Below are 14,053 nucleotides of genomic sequence, written 5' to 3'. Positions count from 1 at the left end.
ACCATGAAGCTGACCGGCGGACCGGAGGTAGGGCTGGCCCCCGTACTCAGCGCAGGAGATCGACCAGCGTCGGCACCGCGGCCATCAACGCCTCCCGCGAGCAGCCCGCGTACCCCAGCGCGATGCCGTGCACCGTCGGAGTCCCGGCGAAATGCCGGGCCAGCCCGTCGAGCCGGATCGAATGCCGTTCCGCCGCGGCGATCAAGTCCGCCTCGGCCTCGGCGCTTTCGGTCCGCACCACCAGATGCGCGCCGGCGTCGTCGCCGACGAACGGGATCCCGGCGTTCGACAGCGCGGTCACCAGCACCGTCCGGCGTTCGGCCATTTCCCGGCGCAGCTTCCGCAGATGCCGTCCCAGATCGCCGGTCCGGGCCAGTTCGACCAGCACCCGCTGGCCGGCCGGCGACGGACGCGTCCCGGTGAGATCCCGGTACGCCAGAATGGAATCGGCCACCGCGGCGGGCGCGACCAGCCAGCCCGCGCCGAGGGTCGGGGTGAGGATTTTGCTGGTGGTCCCGAGGTGCACGACGACGTCCGGGGCGAGTGCGGCCAGCATCGGCAGCGGGGCGACGTCGAAGCGCAGCTCGCCGTCGTAGTCGTCCTCGATGACCAGCATGCCTTCCGCGCGAGCGCGTTCCACGAGCTGCACGCGCCGGGCCGCGCTCATCCGGCTGCCCATCGGGTACTGGTGCGCGGGCGAGCAGTAAACCGCGCGCGCCCCGGCGGGAATCGCGTCCGGGCGCAGGCCCTCGTCGTCCACCGGCACCCCCACGACGGTGAGCCCGGCCTGCCGGAACGCTTGCACCGCACGCTGATAGCCCGGTTCCTCGAAGGCGACGACCGCGCCTCGGCGCAACACCGCCGCGGCAAGCTCCACGACAGCCGCGGTGGTGCCGCCGGTCGCGAGCACCGAGCCCGCGGCCAGACCGCGGTGGCGCAGCAGGTGTTCCGACACCGCCGCGCGGTATTCCGGCAATCCGGCGCGATGCGCGCGCGTGAGCGGTTCGGGGTCGGCAGCCGCGCGCCACGCCCGTCGCCAAGCCGCGCGGTCGAGGCCGCCCGCCCACGGCGTACCGGGCGCGAGGTCGAGCATCGGACCCGATTCGGCTTCGGCGAGCAGCGAACCCGGCACCGTGACCGACGCGGCGGCACGGGTCGGCGGGGTCGTCACGTACGTGCCGGAGCCATGCCGTCCGGCGATCCACCCCTCCGCGTGGAGCTGTTCGTACGCGGCGGAAGTGACCGTGCGCGAGACGCCGAGCCGTTCCGCCAGCGCGCGCGTGGACGGCAGCCGGTCGCCGCCGCGGAGATGTCCGCCGGCCGCGGCTTCGCGCAGCGCGTCGGCCAGCTGCACGGCCAGCGGGGTGGCCGCTTCGCGGTCGAGACTGACCGGCAGGGCGGTGTCGGCGTAGGACACGGCGGACCTCCGTTTCGGCGAAGTGGACTTCTCAAGTGTAGAAGAAGTGGACATTCAACATAGCCACTTGCCCGCCGCACACTGAGCGCATGAGCAGCCTTTCGCCCACCGAACGCACCACGCTCGGCCGCAAACGCCACCGCGCCGCCAGCGAGCGCGCCGTGCTGCACGCCGTGCTCGACGAGGCGCTGATCTGCCACCTCGGCGTGGTCCGCGACGGCGCCCCGCTGGTGCTGCCCACCGGATACGGCCGCGACGGCGACACCCTGTACCTGCATGGTTCCACGGGCGCGGCCAGTCTGCGAGCCGCCACCGGGGAAACCGACGTCTGCGTGACCGTCACCCTGCTCGACGGCATCGTCTACTGCCGCTCGGTGAACAACCACTCGGTGAACTACCGCAGCGCGGTGATCCTCGGCAAGGCCCGGCTGGTGACCGACCCGGACGAGAAGATGCGCGGCCTGCACGTGCTCACCGACCACCTCTCCCCCGGTTCGTGGGAACACGCCCGGCCGGTGAACAAGAAGGAATTCGCCGCGGTTTCGGTCATCGCGCTCGACCTCGCCGAAGCGTCGGTGAAACTCCGCGCCGAGGGACCGGACGACGAACCCGAGGACGTCGCCGCGAACGCCGCCTGGGCCGGAGTGCTGCCGGTGCACACGGTATTCGGCGAGCCAGAACCCTCCGCGGACCTGCCGCCCGGCTGGAGCGTGCCCGAACACATCACCGCACGCGTCACGAAGACAGCGGCAACCGCACGGTGAACACCGTCCGCCCGGGGCGGCTCTCCAGCGAGACCGTCCCGCCGTGCTCCACCACCAGCGAATGCACCACGGCCAACCCCAATCCGGTGCCGCCCGCGGCCCGGGTGCGGGAGTTGTCCACGCGATAAAACCGGTCGAAAATCCGCTGCTGATCCGCCGCGGAAATCCCCGGCCCGGCATCGGTGACGGCGGCGACGGCCATTCCGTCCGCCACCGTCACCGCCAGCTCCACCGGAGTTCCCGCAGCGGTGTGCACGGCCGCGTTCGCCAGCAGGTTGTCCAGGACTTGCCGCAGCCGCGCCGGATCCGCGTGCAGCAGCACCGGTTCCTCCGGAATCGACACCGTCAGCGGATGCCCCGGCCGACCGGCCCGGAACGCGTCCGCGGCAGCCGCGGCGATCTCCGTCAGGTCCATTCGCTGCGGGCGCACCGGCGGTTCGACGTCGCGCGCGTCCAGCCGGGCGAGCAGCAGCAGATCGTCCACGAGCACGCTCATCCGCGCGGTCTCGGCCCGGATTTTCTCCAGATGCGCCTCGCGTTCCTCCGGCTCGTTCGCGGCGGCGTAACGGAAAAGATCGGCATAGCCGCGGATCGACGTCAACGGCGTCCGCAGCTCATGCGAAGCATCGGCGACGAACCGGCGCAGCCGATCGTTCGCCTCGGTGCGCGCGGCCAGCGAAGATTCGATGTGGCTCAACATCAAGTTGAACGCCGTCCGCAGCTCCTCGACCTCCGCGCCGCCACCAGTGCCGGACGCGCGCACCGGCAAAGCCGCCGTGGCAGTGAGATCGTGCGAAGCGATGTCGTGCGCAGTGCCCGCCATGTCCGACAACGGCCGCAAGCCGCGCCGCAGCACGACCCGGCCCGCGACGACGAGAATCGCCAACGCGATGAGGAACGCGATCACTTCGATCAACATCAGCTGCTGCACCGTCTTGTCGAGATCGGCCTGCGGCGCGGCGCTCAGCAGCACGGTGCCGGTCCCGTTCTGCGACGTCTCCACCGGACACGCCCGGACGCGGTAGGAACCCTGCCCGGGCAAGGCGATCGTGCGGAACAGATCGCCGCTGGTCGCTTCTTCGGCCACCTGCGCCAACGGCCGGACGTCGTTCGGCAACGTGCTGCCCGGCTGCGGGACGGCGTGCCCTTCCCGCACGTCGAAGACCGCGGAGTACCAGGAGTAGACGACTTCCGGATTGTCCTTCGATTCGCGCAGATGCGGCACCTGCGCGACCTGGCTGGTCTTGAGCTGCTCGTCGAGCCGCCGGTTGAGGTAGTCGTGCATCAGCTCGACGGTCAGCGCGCCGACGATCGCGAACACCACCAGCGACAAGGCACCCAGCCCGAACGCCAGCCGCGTGCCGAGCCGCGAAGCGCGCCAAGCCCGGTACCACCGGCGAGCCCAGCGCCCGATCCGGTTCACCGGCCCGCCTGCCGCACGGAATACCCGACGCCGCGCACGGTGTGGATCAACGGTTCGGCTTCGGCGTCGAGCTTGCGCCGCAGCCGCGAGATCGCGAGTTCGACCACATTGGACCGTCCGCCGAAGTCGTACTCCCACACGTGGTCGAGGATCTGCGCCTTCGTGAGCACCGCGGGCGAATGCCGCATGAGGTAGCGCAGCAGCTCGTACTCGGTCGGCGTCAGTTCGGCGAGCTGGCCGCCGCGGCGGACCTCGTGCGTCTCCTCGTCCAGAGTGAGGTCGCCCACCTGCAGCGAAACCGCGCGGGCGTCCGGCTTCTCCGACGTCCGCCGCAGCACCGCGCGCAGCCGCGCCATCAGCTCCTCGACGGAGAACGGTTTGACGAGGTAATCGTCACCCCCGCGGGTGAGGCCGGCGATGCGGTCGGCGGTCGCGTCCTTCGCGGTCAGGAAAACCACCGGGACCGCGTCGTGTTTCTCGCGCAGCTTGTCGAGCACGGTGAACCCGTCGAAATCGGGCAGCATGAGGTCGAGCACGACGATGTCGGGAGCGAACTCCGCGGCGCGCGCGAGAGCGTCGGCGCCGCATCCGGCCGTCACGGCCTGCCAGCCCTCGTAGCGGGCGACGGTCGCGACCAGGTCGGCGATGTGCGGTTCGTCGTCCACGACCAGCAGCCGGACCGGATTCGAGTTCTCCACCCCGCCATCCTCCGCGACGTCCGCGCGGGCGCGCGAGCCGAACCCCGGGCTGACAGCGACTCGACAGGAAATCCCTCGCGCCGCACCGGGCATACCGGGCAGACTCCGGACCGTCAGCCACCCTGGCCCGAGGAGCCCGATGACCGCTTACGTGGACAACATCACCGTCGACTGCGCCGACCCGTGGGCACTGGCCCAGTTCTGGACCGAGGTGACCGGCCGCCCGGTCGGCGAGGACGACCAGCCGGGCGACCCGGAAATCGGCATCACGCTCGATTCCGGCGTCACCCTGCTGTTCATCGCCGTCCCCGAACCCAAAGCCGGCAAGAACCGGCTGCACCTCTGCCTGACGCCGGACAACGGCACCCGCGACGAGGAGGTGGAGCGGTTGCTCGGCCTGGGCGCGACCCTGCATTCCGACCATCGCCGCGAGGACGGCAGCGGCTGGGCGGTCCTGCAGGATCCGGAGGGCAACGAGTTTTGCGTCCTGCGCAGCAAGGCGGAGAAGGCGTGACCGATTCGTTCGAGATCAACCGCGCCAACTGGGACGACCGCGCGCCGATCCACGCGCGTTCGGCGTACTACGAGTTCGACAAGTTCAAGGCCGATCCGGCGCACCTGAGCCAGATCGTGCGCTTCGACCAGCCGCGCCTCGGCGACGTTTCCGGCCTGCGCACCGTGCACCTGCAATGCCACATCGGCACGGACACCCTGTCGCTGCACCGGCTCGGCGCGCGCGTCTCTGGTCTGGACCTTTCCCCGGCGTCGCTCGCCGAGGCGCGCAAGCTCGCCGAAGCCACCGGCGCGGACATCGACTACCACGAGGCGAACGTCTACGACGCGGTGGAAGTCTTCGGGGAGAACACGTTCGACCTGGTGTACACCGGGATCGGCGCGCTCTGCTGGCTGCCGAAGATCGCGCCGTGGGCGGAAGTCGTCGCGCGGCTGCTGCGGCCGGGCGGACGGCTGTTCATGCGCGAAGGCCATCCGATGCTGTGGACGCTCGACGACGAATCCGAACGCGCGTGGCCGAAGTACGACTACTTCGAGCACGACGAGCCGCTCGTGTTCAGCGACGACACCACGTACGTCGACACGGACGAACCGGTGCGCAAGACGACCACGCACAGCTGGAACCATTCCCTCGGCGAGATCGTCACCGCGCTGCTCGACCAGGACCTGATCCTGACCGGCCTGACCGAACACGACACCGCGGCGTGGAATGCGTTGCCGCACGAGATGGAAGAGGCCGGGGGCGGCGAATGGCGGCTGCGGGACAACCCGCGCCGCATCGCCGCGAGCTACACCCTGCAGGCGCAACGCCCCGCATAGAGTGCGGGCATGACTCGCATCGCCGTCGCCGCGCTGGGCGGCACCATCTCGATGGCTCCCGGACGTTCGCTCGAAGACGGCGTCGTGCCGCGGCTGAGCGCCGAGGACCTGCTGGGAGACCTGGGTTCCCGGCTGCCGATGGAGCTCACCGCGGCGACGCTCGCCGGGATGTCGAGCTCGTCGATGGACTACGCGACACTCGCGCGGACCCGGCAGTGGGGCGTCGAGCAGATCGAAGCGGGCGCGGACGGTCTCGTGGTGGTGCAGGGCACTGACACGCTGGAGGAAACGGCGTATCTGTTCGACCTCACGTGGCCGTCCGACGCGCCGGTGGTGATCACCGGCGCGATGCGGAACCCGAGCCTGCCCAGTCCGGACGGACAGGCGAACATCCTCGCCGCGCTCACCGTCGCGGCCGATCCGCGCAGCCGCGGCCGGGGCGCTCTGGTGGCATTCAACGACGACGTGCACGCGGCGCGGTGGGTGCGGAAGACGCATTCCAGCCACGTCGAAACGTTTTCCTCGCGACCGGCGGGTCCGCTCGGCATGGTCGCCGAAGGCGCGGTGCATTACTTCCACCCGTCGCCGCCGCGGCCGCCGGTGCTGCCGGGAGCCGAAACCGTCGATCTCGTTCCGCTGCTGGAATCGGGCCTCGACGATTCGGGCGAATTGCTTTCGCTGGTACTCGACGGCGGAGCGCGCGGGGTGGTGCTCGCCGCCAACGGTGTCGGCCACGTGTCGACGGGCACGGCGGACGTGCTCGCAGCGGCGGAAGTACCGATCGTCGTCGCGTCGCGGACCGGCGCGGGGCCGACTTTCCGCAGCACGTACGGCTTTCCCGGCTCCGAATCGAGCCTGATCCGGATGGGCGCGACGATGGCCGGATGGCTGTGCCCGCGGAAATCGCGGGTCCTGTTGCAGACTCTGCTCGCCGCGGGCGCGAGCCGGGAGGAGATCGAGCGGCAGTTCAGGCTGCGCGGCGACCTCGACCGCTGATCACACCCGGAACGGCCCGTCCACCGGGTCCGCCTGGAACGACCGCATCTGCCTGCCGCCCTGGCGGTAGACGTGCACGCTGATCGCCGGGTCCGGGCCGTCGTTGCGCACCTCGTGCACGTAGCCCGGCCCGAACACCCGCGACTGCCCGGCGGACAGCCCGTGCACCTCGGTGACCGCGCGCCCGCCCGGGGCGCGTCGCGCGACGGTTTCGGTCAGCCGCCCGGACACGACGGTGAACGCGCCGGTCGCGAAGGCGTGGTCGTGCAGGTCGGTGTGCTGGCCGGGAAGCCAGCTGAGCAGCCAGATCTCCTGGTCCTCGGTGCGTTCGACGAGGGCGGAGAACCGCTCGTCGGGGTCGTAGCGCAGCAGGCCGCCCCAGCGTTCCCGGTCGGCGGCCACGTCGACGGCGACGCGGACCGGGTGGCGCAGGGCGGGGTTCTCGGGACGCAGCAGGGTGTTGTCCGGGACGGCGAACATGAAAAGAAGTCCTCACGGGAAGAAGATGGGTGTCGAGCTGGGCCGGGGCGGGTTCACCGACAACAGCGACACGACATGCCCATGACGGGGCGGAGGTCGTCGGACCCCGGCCGCATCGTCATCGCGCACGTCAGCATGCCGCCCAGCGAACCAGCCCCGGGCCGGCTGGTCAACCCGTCTCACCCCCTGGACCGCCCGCGAGCCCTCGCCGCTCGTGAGTGTTCATGCCGGTTCTAACCGGCGTAGGCACTCACGAGGCTCAGCGCCACTCCGGTTTCCGCGACCGCCCCAGCAGCTCCGCGCCCGCCTGCCGCGGGTCGACGCCCTCGTGGCACACCCGGTACATCGCGTCCGTGATCGGCATGTCGGCCCCGTGCCGCTGCGCCAGTTCGCGGATCGACGAGCACGACGCGACGCCCTCCGCGACCTGTCCCCCGGTCGCCGCCTGCGCCTCGGCCAGCGTTTCGCCCCGGCCGAGCCGTTCGCCGAAGGTGCGGTTGCGCGACAACGGCGACGAGCACGTCGCGACCAGGTCGCCGAGCCCGGCGAGACCAGCGAAGGTCAGCGGGTCCGCGCCGAGTTTCGCGCCCAGCCGCGCCATTTCGGCGAGACCGCGCGTGATCAGCGTCGCCATCGTGTTCGCGCCGAGGCCCATCCCGGCGGCCATCCCGCAGCTGAGCGCGATCACGTTCTTGCACGCGCCGCCCAGCTCGCAGCCCACCACGTCGGTGTTGGTGTAGGGCCGGAAATACTGGTTCGACGTCGCCTGCTGCACCGCTTTCGCCCGCTCGTGGTCCGCGCACGCGAGCACCGCGGCGGCGGGCTGGCCCTCGGCGATCTCGCGGGCCAGGTTCGGCCCGGACACCACGACGATCTCGCCCGGATCGACGTCGGCGAGTTCGGCGATCACCTCGCTCATCCGCTTGAGCGTGCCCAGTTCCACGCCCTTGGCCAGGCTGACCAGGATCGCGTCGGGAGGCAGCAGCGGCCGCCAGCCGGTGAGGTTCGCGCGCAGGCTCTGGCTCGGCACCCCGAGCACGACCGCCTGCGCGCCGTCCAGCGCCTCGGCCGCGTCGGACGTCGCGGTGATCCGTTCCGGCAACACGGTTCCCGGGAGATACGCCTCGTTGGCGTGCCGTTCCCGGATCTCCTCGGCGACGCTTTCCCGGCGCGCCCACATCGTCACGTCGCGGCCCGCGTCGCCGAGCACCTTCGCGAACGCCGTGCCCCACGAACCCGCGCCGAGCACGGTGACCCGCTGCACGTCGGCGGCGAAACCCGCCATCAGGCACCGTCCTCCGGCTTCTCGGTCTTGGTCTCGGTCTTGGTCACCGCCTGGTCCGGTTCCGGTTTGACCGGCGGCTCCTCCTGCCGGATCTGCACCAGCAGCCGGGTCACCTCGTCCATCAGCAGCGCGGTGACCTCGCGCAGCATCGAAGCGCTGCGCGGGTTCCCGCCCCGGTACGCCGACAGGTCGATCGGGTCGCCGACCAGGTGCGTCACCGTCTTGCGCGGGAACGGCGTGAACTTCCCGGTGTAGCCGTTGAAAATCTGGTTGGTGCCCCAGCGCGCGATCGGGATCACCGGGACGTCGTTCTGCAGCGCGAGCCGCGCCGCGCCGGTGTAGGCCTCCTTGGGCCAGCCCAGCGGGTCCTTCGAGATGGTGCCCTCGGGGTAGATCACGATGACCTTCCCCTCCTGCAGCGCCTGGTGCGCGGCTTTGAGGCTGTCGCTCGCCGCGCTCGACCCGCGCGCCACCGGGATCTGCCCGGACCCGGTCACGATCCGGCCGAAGACCGGCACGTCCTGCAGGCTCGCCTTGAGGAAGAACCGCGGCACCCGCTTCTGCCGGTGCACGAACACCGCGTCGACCGCCGGGTCGAGGTGCGAGATGTGGTTCATCACCAGCACCGCGGCCCCTTCCCGGGGGATTTTCTCCGCACCGAGGTACACGCGCTTGCCGATCGCGGTCAGCGGGTAGAACGCGGCGGCGGCCAGCCCCACCCAGAATCCGCCCTTCTCACGCCGTGCCACAGTTCTCCTCCTCGGGTCGCCTCTGCTCCGGGTGATCCTGCCGCGCGCCGGTTCGCGCAGTCCAGGGAGGGTCGCCCACGCACGCGCGCGGCGGGTTTGGGGTAAAGATGGACGGGTGGACGCAGACCTGGTCATGCCGCTGAAACCGCCTGCCGCGGGCAAGTCGCGGCTGCGCGGCGCGGTCGCCGCGCACCGGCACGCCGAACTGGTGCTGGCGCTGGCCTGCGACACGCTGGCCGCGGTCACGTCGGTCGCCCGGGTCCGGCGCGTGCTCGTCGTCACCCCGGAGCCGGCCGCGCTGTCCGAATTGGCCGGTCTCGGCGTCGAACTGGTCGCCGAACCGGCGGGCGGCGGGCTCAACGAAGCGCTGCGGCACGGCGCGGAACTGCTGCGCGCGGACGCGCCGGACGGAGTAGTCGGCGCGCTCCAAGCGGATCTCCCCGCGTTGCGCGCGGTCGATCTGGAGCAGGCGCTGACCGAAGCCGCCGGCCGCCGCGCGGTGGTTTTCGACCGGCAGGGCACCGGGACCACGCTGTTGCTGTCCGCGCCGGGGAAACCTCTCGACCCGCGTTTCGGCACCGGCTCCGCGGAACTGCACCGGGCGTCCGGTGCGATTCCGCTCACTCTGGCGCTGCCGTCGCTGCGCAGCGACGTGGACACCGAAGACGATCTCCGCCACGCCGCGAAACTCGGTCTCGGCAAGCACACTTCGGCGGTGTTCCCGGCCGAAGGGGCGCAATTGCGCTGACGTGTTCACTCAGCCTTCATCGCGGCCTGCGCAAACCGCGGCTTCGTAGTGAACAATGGGCAGCGTGAGCACAGAAGACGGCAGCACTCCGGCCCGGCGGCGTGTGAAGAGCGGCAGCAGCGCGACCCCTTCGTCCCCCGCCCCGCGCACCGCGGGCGGGAAGGCGACCTCGCGCGCGAGCGCCGACACCGCGGCGGCCCGCCGGGCGAAATCCAAGGCCGCCGCGGCGGAGGACAACGCCAAACCCGCCAAGCGCAAGACCGCCGGGTCGAGCGCGCTGCGCACCACGGCGAAGAAACCCGCCGCGCCGCCCGCCGTCTCCAAGCCCGCCGTCCGCTCGCGCCGGACCACGACCGAGAGCGGCGAGGAATTCCGTTCCGTTCCCTCGGCCCCGCCCGCCGTCACGTCCGCGCCCACCGCCGTCGAATCGCTTCCCGACGACCGGTATTTCAACCGCGAGCTGTCCTGGCTCGACTTCAACGCCCGCGTGCTCGCGCTGGCCGAGGACGAATCGCAGCCGCTGCTCGAACGGGCCAAGTTCCTCGCCATTTTCGCGTCCAATTTGGACGAGTTCTACATGGTCCGGGTCGCCGGGCTGAAACGGCGCGACGAAACCGGCCTGTCGGTGCGCAGCGCGGACGGGCTCACGCCGCGCGAGCAGCTGGACTACATCGCCAAGCGCAACCAGGACCTCGTCGAACGGCACACCGCCGCGTTCGAGGAGCACCTGCGCCCGCAGCTGGCCGAGCAGGACATCCGGATCGTCGGCTGGTCCGACCTGTCGGGGGCCGACCAGCTCCGGCTGTCGAGCTACTTCTCCGAGCAGATCTTCCCGGTGCTCACGCCGCTCGCCGTCGACCCGGCGCACCCGTTCCCGTACATCTCCGGGCTGTCGCTCAACCTCGCGGTCACCGTGCGGGATCCGCAGGGCGGGCTCGAACGCTTCGCCCGGGTGAAGGTGCCGAGCAACGTGCCGCGGCTGATGCGCGTGGAAACCGAACGCGGCAACCGGTCCGCGACCTTCCTGCCGCTCGAGGAACTGATCTCCGCGCACCTGAGCGATCTGTTCACCGGCATGGAGGTCACCGAGCACCACGTCTTCCGCGTCACCCGCAACGCCGACTTCGAGGTCGAGGAAGACCGCGACGAGGACCTGTTGCAGGCCTTGGAACGCGAGCTGGCGCAGCGCCGGTTCGGCCCGCCGGTGCGGCTCGAGGTCGCGCAGGACATGAGCGAGCACATGCTCGAACTCCTGCTGCGCGAGCTGGAAGTGGACCCCGAGGACGTCGTCGAGGTGCCCGGACTGCTCGACCTGACCTGCCTGTTCCAGCTGTCGGCGGTCGACCGCAAGGAGCTGAAGGACCGGCCGTTCGTGCCCGCGACGCATCCGGCGTTCGGCGAACGCGAGACGCCCAAGAGCGTGTTCGCGACGCTGCGCGAGGGCGACGTCCTGGTGCACCACCCGTACGATTCGTTCTCCACGAGCGTGCAGCGGTTCATCGAACAGGCCGCCGCCGACTCGAAGGTGCTGGCGATCAAGCAGACGCTGTACCGGACCTCGGGCGATTCGCCGATCGTGGACGCGCTGATCGACGCCGCCGAGGCGGGCAAGCAGGTCGTGGCGCTGGTGGAGATCAAGGCCCGGTTCGACGAACAGGCCAACATCACCTGGGCGCGCACGCTGGAGCGCGCGGGCGTGCACGTCGTGTACGGCTTGGTGGGCCTCAAAACGCACTGCAAGGTGTCGATGGTGGTGCGGCAGGAGGGTTCGACCATCCGCCGCTACTGCCACATCGGCACCGGCAACTACAACCCGAAGACCGCGCGGCTGTACGAGGACCTCGGCCTGCTCACCGCGGACCCGAGCATCGGCGCGGACATCACCGACCTGTTCAACGTCCTCACCGGCTACTCGCGCCAGGACACCTACCGCACGATCCTCACGTCGCCGCACGGCATCCGGCGCGGCATCGTGCGCGCGATCGGCGAGGAGATCGAACTCGCGCGCGCCGGGCTCGAAGCGGGCATCCGGATCAAGTGCAATTCGCTCGTCGACGAGCAGGTGATCGACGCGCTGTACCACGCTTCGCAGGCCGGGGTCCCGGTCGACGTGGTGGTGCGCGGGATCTGCTCGCTGAAGCCGGGCGTCGAGGGATTGAGCGAGAACATCCGGGTCCGCTCGATCCTCGGCCGGTTCCTCGAGCATTCGCGGGTGTTCCACTTCCGCGCGGGCGGCACGCACTGGATCGGCAGCGCGGACATGATGCACCGCAACCTCGACCGGCGGATCGAGGCGCTGGTGCGGGTCAAGGACCCGAAGCTGACGCGGCAGCTGGACGAGGTGTTCGATTCGGCGCTCGACCCGCACACGCGCTGCTGGGTGCTCAGTTCGTCGGGCGAATGGCAGCCGTTCCCGGCCGCCGGTTCGCAGGTGCGCGACCACCAGCTCGAACTCGCGAAGCGGCACGGGGCCGTCGGATGAGCGTGGACGTCCGGGCCGCCGGCGCGGTGCTCTGGCGCCGCGCGGGGGCGGGGATCGAGGTCGCCGTCGTGCACCGGCCCCGCTACGACGATTGGTCGCTGCCGAAGGGAAAGGTCGACCCCGGCGAGACGATCGCGGCCACCGCGGTGCGCGAGATCGCCGAGGAGACCGGGTTCCGCGCGGTGCTGGGCCGCTATGTCGCGCAGACGACGTACGAGGTGCCCGCGAAGAACAACGGGCGGATGCTGCGCAAGAGCGTCGACTACTTCAGCGGCGAAGCCGTCGCGGGGGCTTTCGAGCCCAACGAAGAGGTCGACGAACTGCGCTGGCTGCCGCCGATCGAGGCCGAACGGCTGCTCACCCGCCCGGCGGATGTCCGCGTGCTGCGCGAGTTCTGCGCCCTCCCGCCCGCGCTGACGACGGTGTTGCTGGTGCGGCACGCCAAAGCGGGCAAACGCGAAGACTGGACCGGCGACGACGACCTCCGTCCGCTCTCCGAAGCCGGGCAACGCCAAGCCGCGGCACTGCGAGACCTGCTGCCGCTCTTCGGCCCGGATCGGGTGTTCTCCGCGCCGCGACTGCGGTGCGTGCAGACCGTCGGCGGCATCGCGGACGCGCTCGGCGTCGAGGTGCGGCACGAACCGCTGCTGTCGGAGGAGGGCTACTGGCCCGACCCGCTGCTCGGAATCCGCCGCCTGCTGGCGATCGCGGCCGACGGCGGCACCCCGCTGATCAGCAGCCAGGGCGGGGTGATCCCGGACCTGGTGAGCGCGCTGGCGGACCGGGACGGCCTCGAACTGCCCGCCGCCCGCGACGGGGTGGTGCCGAGCAAGAAGGGCTCGCTGTGGGTCCTGTCGTTCTGCCCCGGCGACGACGGCCCGGTTCTGGTGAGCGCGGACTATTACCCGAGCCCGCTGCCCGCCCCGGTTCCTTCGGCAGGCTGATCTTTTCCCCGCGGGGCCCGGCGTCGCTTCGGCGCGCCGGGCCCTTCTCGGGAACGCACTCCCGCCCCATTCGGCGGCGGATTCTATAGAGACCGGTATTGCTCCGGCAGTTATCGCGGGTCCCGGCATAAGCGACGTCCGAGACAGGCGCGCCGGGGGGCCAATTACCCCCGGCGGGGATTTATCTCCGGGCGTCGGATTAGCCCTCCCGGACGGTGCGGCGCGAATCCGATTGCCTTCCCGGCGGGTCCCGAATTGGTTGTCTTATCAGCAATCCGGCGCGTTCTTTCCGGAGCCCGAACAGCCCGCCGACCTCGGGAAACGTTGTCTTCCCGGTGCCAACTCCGCGGTGCCGACCGGACCGGCTCGCCTGCTTGTCCGCGGCGACCCTCCCGGAAACCCTGCGACCACAACGGCTCGGTCCCCCGCCGCCCCAGGTCGGCACCACAATCCGCCTGCCGCACCGCCGTCCAGCCCGTCCGCCACCGCACCCGAAACCTGTCCGCTGCAACGGCTCAGGTCGATCTCGCGATTCGCCGGCCACGCCAGCACGGCACCCCAACCGACCACCGAACCCGAACCGCCTCGGCCCCGAAAACCCGCCGAGGCACCACAACACCTCAACCCCAGCCCACCAGCCCGGCGCCGCCGAAACCCGAGCCCCCGCAACGCCTCGCCCCTCCTCCCCCCTCCGCCGCGTGGACTGCCGTCCATTCACCCGCCCCCGGAAACGCG

Annotated in this window: 13 protein-coding genes; 7 read left to right on the top strand and 6 right to left on the bottom strand. The window is 70.9% G+C overall.

Annotation, left to right across the window (positions count from 1 at the left end; genetic code table 11):
* Positions 1–46 precede the first annotated feature (46 nt).
* Positions 47–1,417 (bottom strand): PLP-dependent aminotransferase family protein, encoded by a 1,371-nt coding sequence (locus SSMG_RS06965; protein WP_009074111.1) that lies wholly within the window; start codon positions 1,415–1,417, stop codon positions 47–49.
* A gap of 89 nt (positions 1,418–1,506) precedes the next feature.
* Here SSMG_RS06965 and SSMG_RS06960 point away from each other — a divergent pair, with 89 nt between their 5' ends.
* Positions 1,507–2,181, top strand: coding sequence for a pyridoxamine 5'-phosphate oxidase family protein (locus SSMG_RS06960; RefSeq protein WP_009074110.1), 675 nt, complete (start codon positions 1,507–1,509; stop codon positions 2,179–2,181).
* On the opposite strand, the gene SSMG_RS06955 is transcribed toward SSMG_RS06960, so the two are convergent.
* Together SSMG_RS06955 and SSMG_RS06950 are read right to left on the bottom strand one after the other, a co-directional pair.
* On the bottom strand, positions 2,153–3,604 hold the full coding sequence (locus SSMG_RS06955; RefSeq protein WP_009074108.1) for a cell wall metabolism sensor histidine kinase WalK: 1,452 nt from the start codon (positions 3,602–3,604) through the stop codon (positions 2,153–2,155). The two genes, SSMG_RS06960 and SSMG_RS06955, sit on opposite strands and share 29 nt — an antisense overlap.
* Positions 3,601–4,269 (bottom strand): response regulator transcription factor, encoded by a 669-nt coding sequence (locus SSMG_RS06950; RefSeq protein WP_353611794.1) that lies wholly within the window; start codon positions 4,267–4,269, stop codon positions 3,601–3,603. The genes SSMG_RS06955 and SSMG_RS06950 overlap by 4 nt, the downstream gene beginning before the upstream one ends.
* A gap of 172 nt (positions 4,270–4,441) precedes the next feature.
* Between SSMG_RS06950 and SSMG_RS06945 the strand changes: the two genes are divergently transcribed.
* The 3 genes from SSMG_RS06945 to SSMG_RS06935 are packed head-to-tail and all read left to right on the top strand — an operon-like array spanning position 4,442 to position 6,630.
* Positions 4,442–4,816: a VOC family protein gene (locus SSMG_RS06945; protein WP_037712831.1), complete on the top strand. Its 375-nt coding sequence runs from the start codon at positions 4,442–4,444 to the stop codon at positions 4,814–4,816.
* Positions 4,813–5,634 (top strand): bifunctional 2-polyprenyl-6-hydroxyphenol methylase/3-demethylubiquinol 3-O-methyltransferase UbiG, encoded by an 822-nt coding sequence (locus tag SSMG_RS06940; RefSeq protein ID WP_009074103.1) that lies wholly within the window; start codon positions 4,813–4,815, stop codon positions 5,632–5,634. The genes SSMG_RS06945 and SSMG_RS06940 overlap by 4 nt, the downstream gene beginning before the upstream one ends.
* A 9-nt stretch (positions 5,635–5,643) precedes the next feature.
* Positions 5,644–6,630, top strand: a complete 987-nt coding sequence (locus SSMG_RS06935; RefSeq protein ID WP_009074101.1) for an asparaginase — start codon at positions 5,644–5,646, stop codon at positions 6,628–6,630.
* Here the strand turns inward: SSMG_RS06935 and SSMG_RS06930 are convergent, their stop codons facing one another.
* The 3 genes from SSMG_RS06930 to SSMG_RS06920 form a co-directional block, all read right to left on the bottom strand.
* A complete protein-coding gene (locus SSMG_RS06930) occupies positions 6,631–7,110 on the bottom strand; it encodes a cysteine dioxygenase family protein (RefSeq protein WP_009074098.1) in 480 nt (159 codons plus the stop codon).
* 259 nt (positions 7,111–7,369) lie between these two features.
* The gene (locus SSMG_RS06925) at positions 7,370–8,395 is read right to left on the bottom strand and encodes an NAD(P)H-dependent glycerol-3-phosphate dehydrogenase (protein ID WP_037712830.1); all 1,026 of its coding nucleotides are present in this window, start codon (positions 8,393–8,395) and stop codon (positions 7,370–7,372) included.
* Positions 8,395–9,144, bottom strand: coding sequence for a 1-acyl-sn-glycerol-3-phosphate acyltransferase (locus tag SSMG_RS06920; protein ID WP_009074092.1), 750 nt, complete (start codon positions 9,142–9,144; stop codon positions 8,395–8,397). The genes SSMG_RS06925 and SSMG_RS06920 overlap by 1 nt, the downstream gene beginning before the upstream one ends.
* A 115-nt stretch (positions 9,145–9,259) precedes the next feature.
* Here SSMG_RS06920 and cofC point away from each other — a divergent pair, with 115 nt between their 5' ends.
* The 3 genes from cofC (at position 9,260) to SSMG_RS47550 (ending at position 13,318) form a co-directional block, all read left to right on the top strand.
* The gene (gene cofC / locus SSMG_RS06915; protein WP_009074090.1) at positions 9,260–9,892 is read left to right on the top strand and encodes a 2-phospho-L-lactate guanylyltransferase; all 633 of its coding nucleotides are present in this window, start codon (positions 9,260–9,262) and stop codon (positions 9,890–9,892) included.
* A 64-nt stretch (positions 9,893–9,956) separates the two neighbouring features.
* The gene (locus tag SSMG_RS06910) at positions 9,957–12,374 is read left to right on the top strand and encodes an RNA degradosome polyphosphate kinase (RefSeq protein ID WP_037716724.1); all 2,418 of its coding nucleotides are present in this window, start codon (positions 9,957–9,959) and stop codon (positions 12,372–12,374) included.
* The gene (locus SSMG_RS47550) at positions 12,371–13,318 is read left to right on the top strand and encodes an NUDIX hydrolase (RefSeq protein ID WP_009074087.1); all 948 of its coding nucleotides are present in this window, start codon (positions 12,371–12,373) and stop codon (positions 13,316–13,318) included. Before SSMG_RS06910 ends, SSMG_RS47550 begins: the two co-directional genes overlap by 4 nt.
* The last annotated feature ends 735 nt before the right edge of the window (positions 13,319–14,053 follow it).

Origin of the sequence: Streptomyces sp. AA4, from assembly GCF_000158875.1 — a bacterium.
GTDB lineage: Bacteria > Actinomycetota > Actinomycetes > Mycobacteriales > Pseudonocardiaceae > Amycolatopsis.
This window is presented reverse-complemented; position numbering and strand designations above follow the sequence as displayed.

Coding starts and splice junctions, on each gene's coding strand:
- SSMG_RS47550 (WP_009074087.1), top strand. CDS start 12,371: ATGAGCGTGGACGTCCGGGCCGCCGGCGCGGTGCTCTGGCGCCGCGCG.
- SSMG_RS06945 (WP_037712831.1), top strand. CDS start 4,442: ATGACCGCTTACGTGGACAACATCACCGTCGACTGCGCCGACCCGTGG.
- SSMG_RS06925 (WP_037712830.1), bottom strand. CDS start 8,395: ATGGCGGGTTTCGCCGCCGACGTGCAGCGGGTCACCGTGCTCGGCGCG.
- SSMG_RS06960 (WP_009074110.1), top strand. CDS start 1,507: ATGAGCAGCCTTTCGCCCACCGAACGCACCACGCTCGGCCGCAAACGC.
- SSMG_RS06935 (WP_009074101.1), top strand. CDS start 5,644: ATGACTCGCATCGCCGTCGCCGCGCTGGGCGGCACCATCTCGATGGCT.
- SSMG_RS06930 (WP_009074098.1), bottom strand. CDS start 7,110: ATGTTCGCCGTCCCGGACAACACCCTGCTGCGTCCCGAGAACCCCGCC.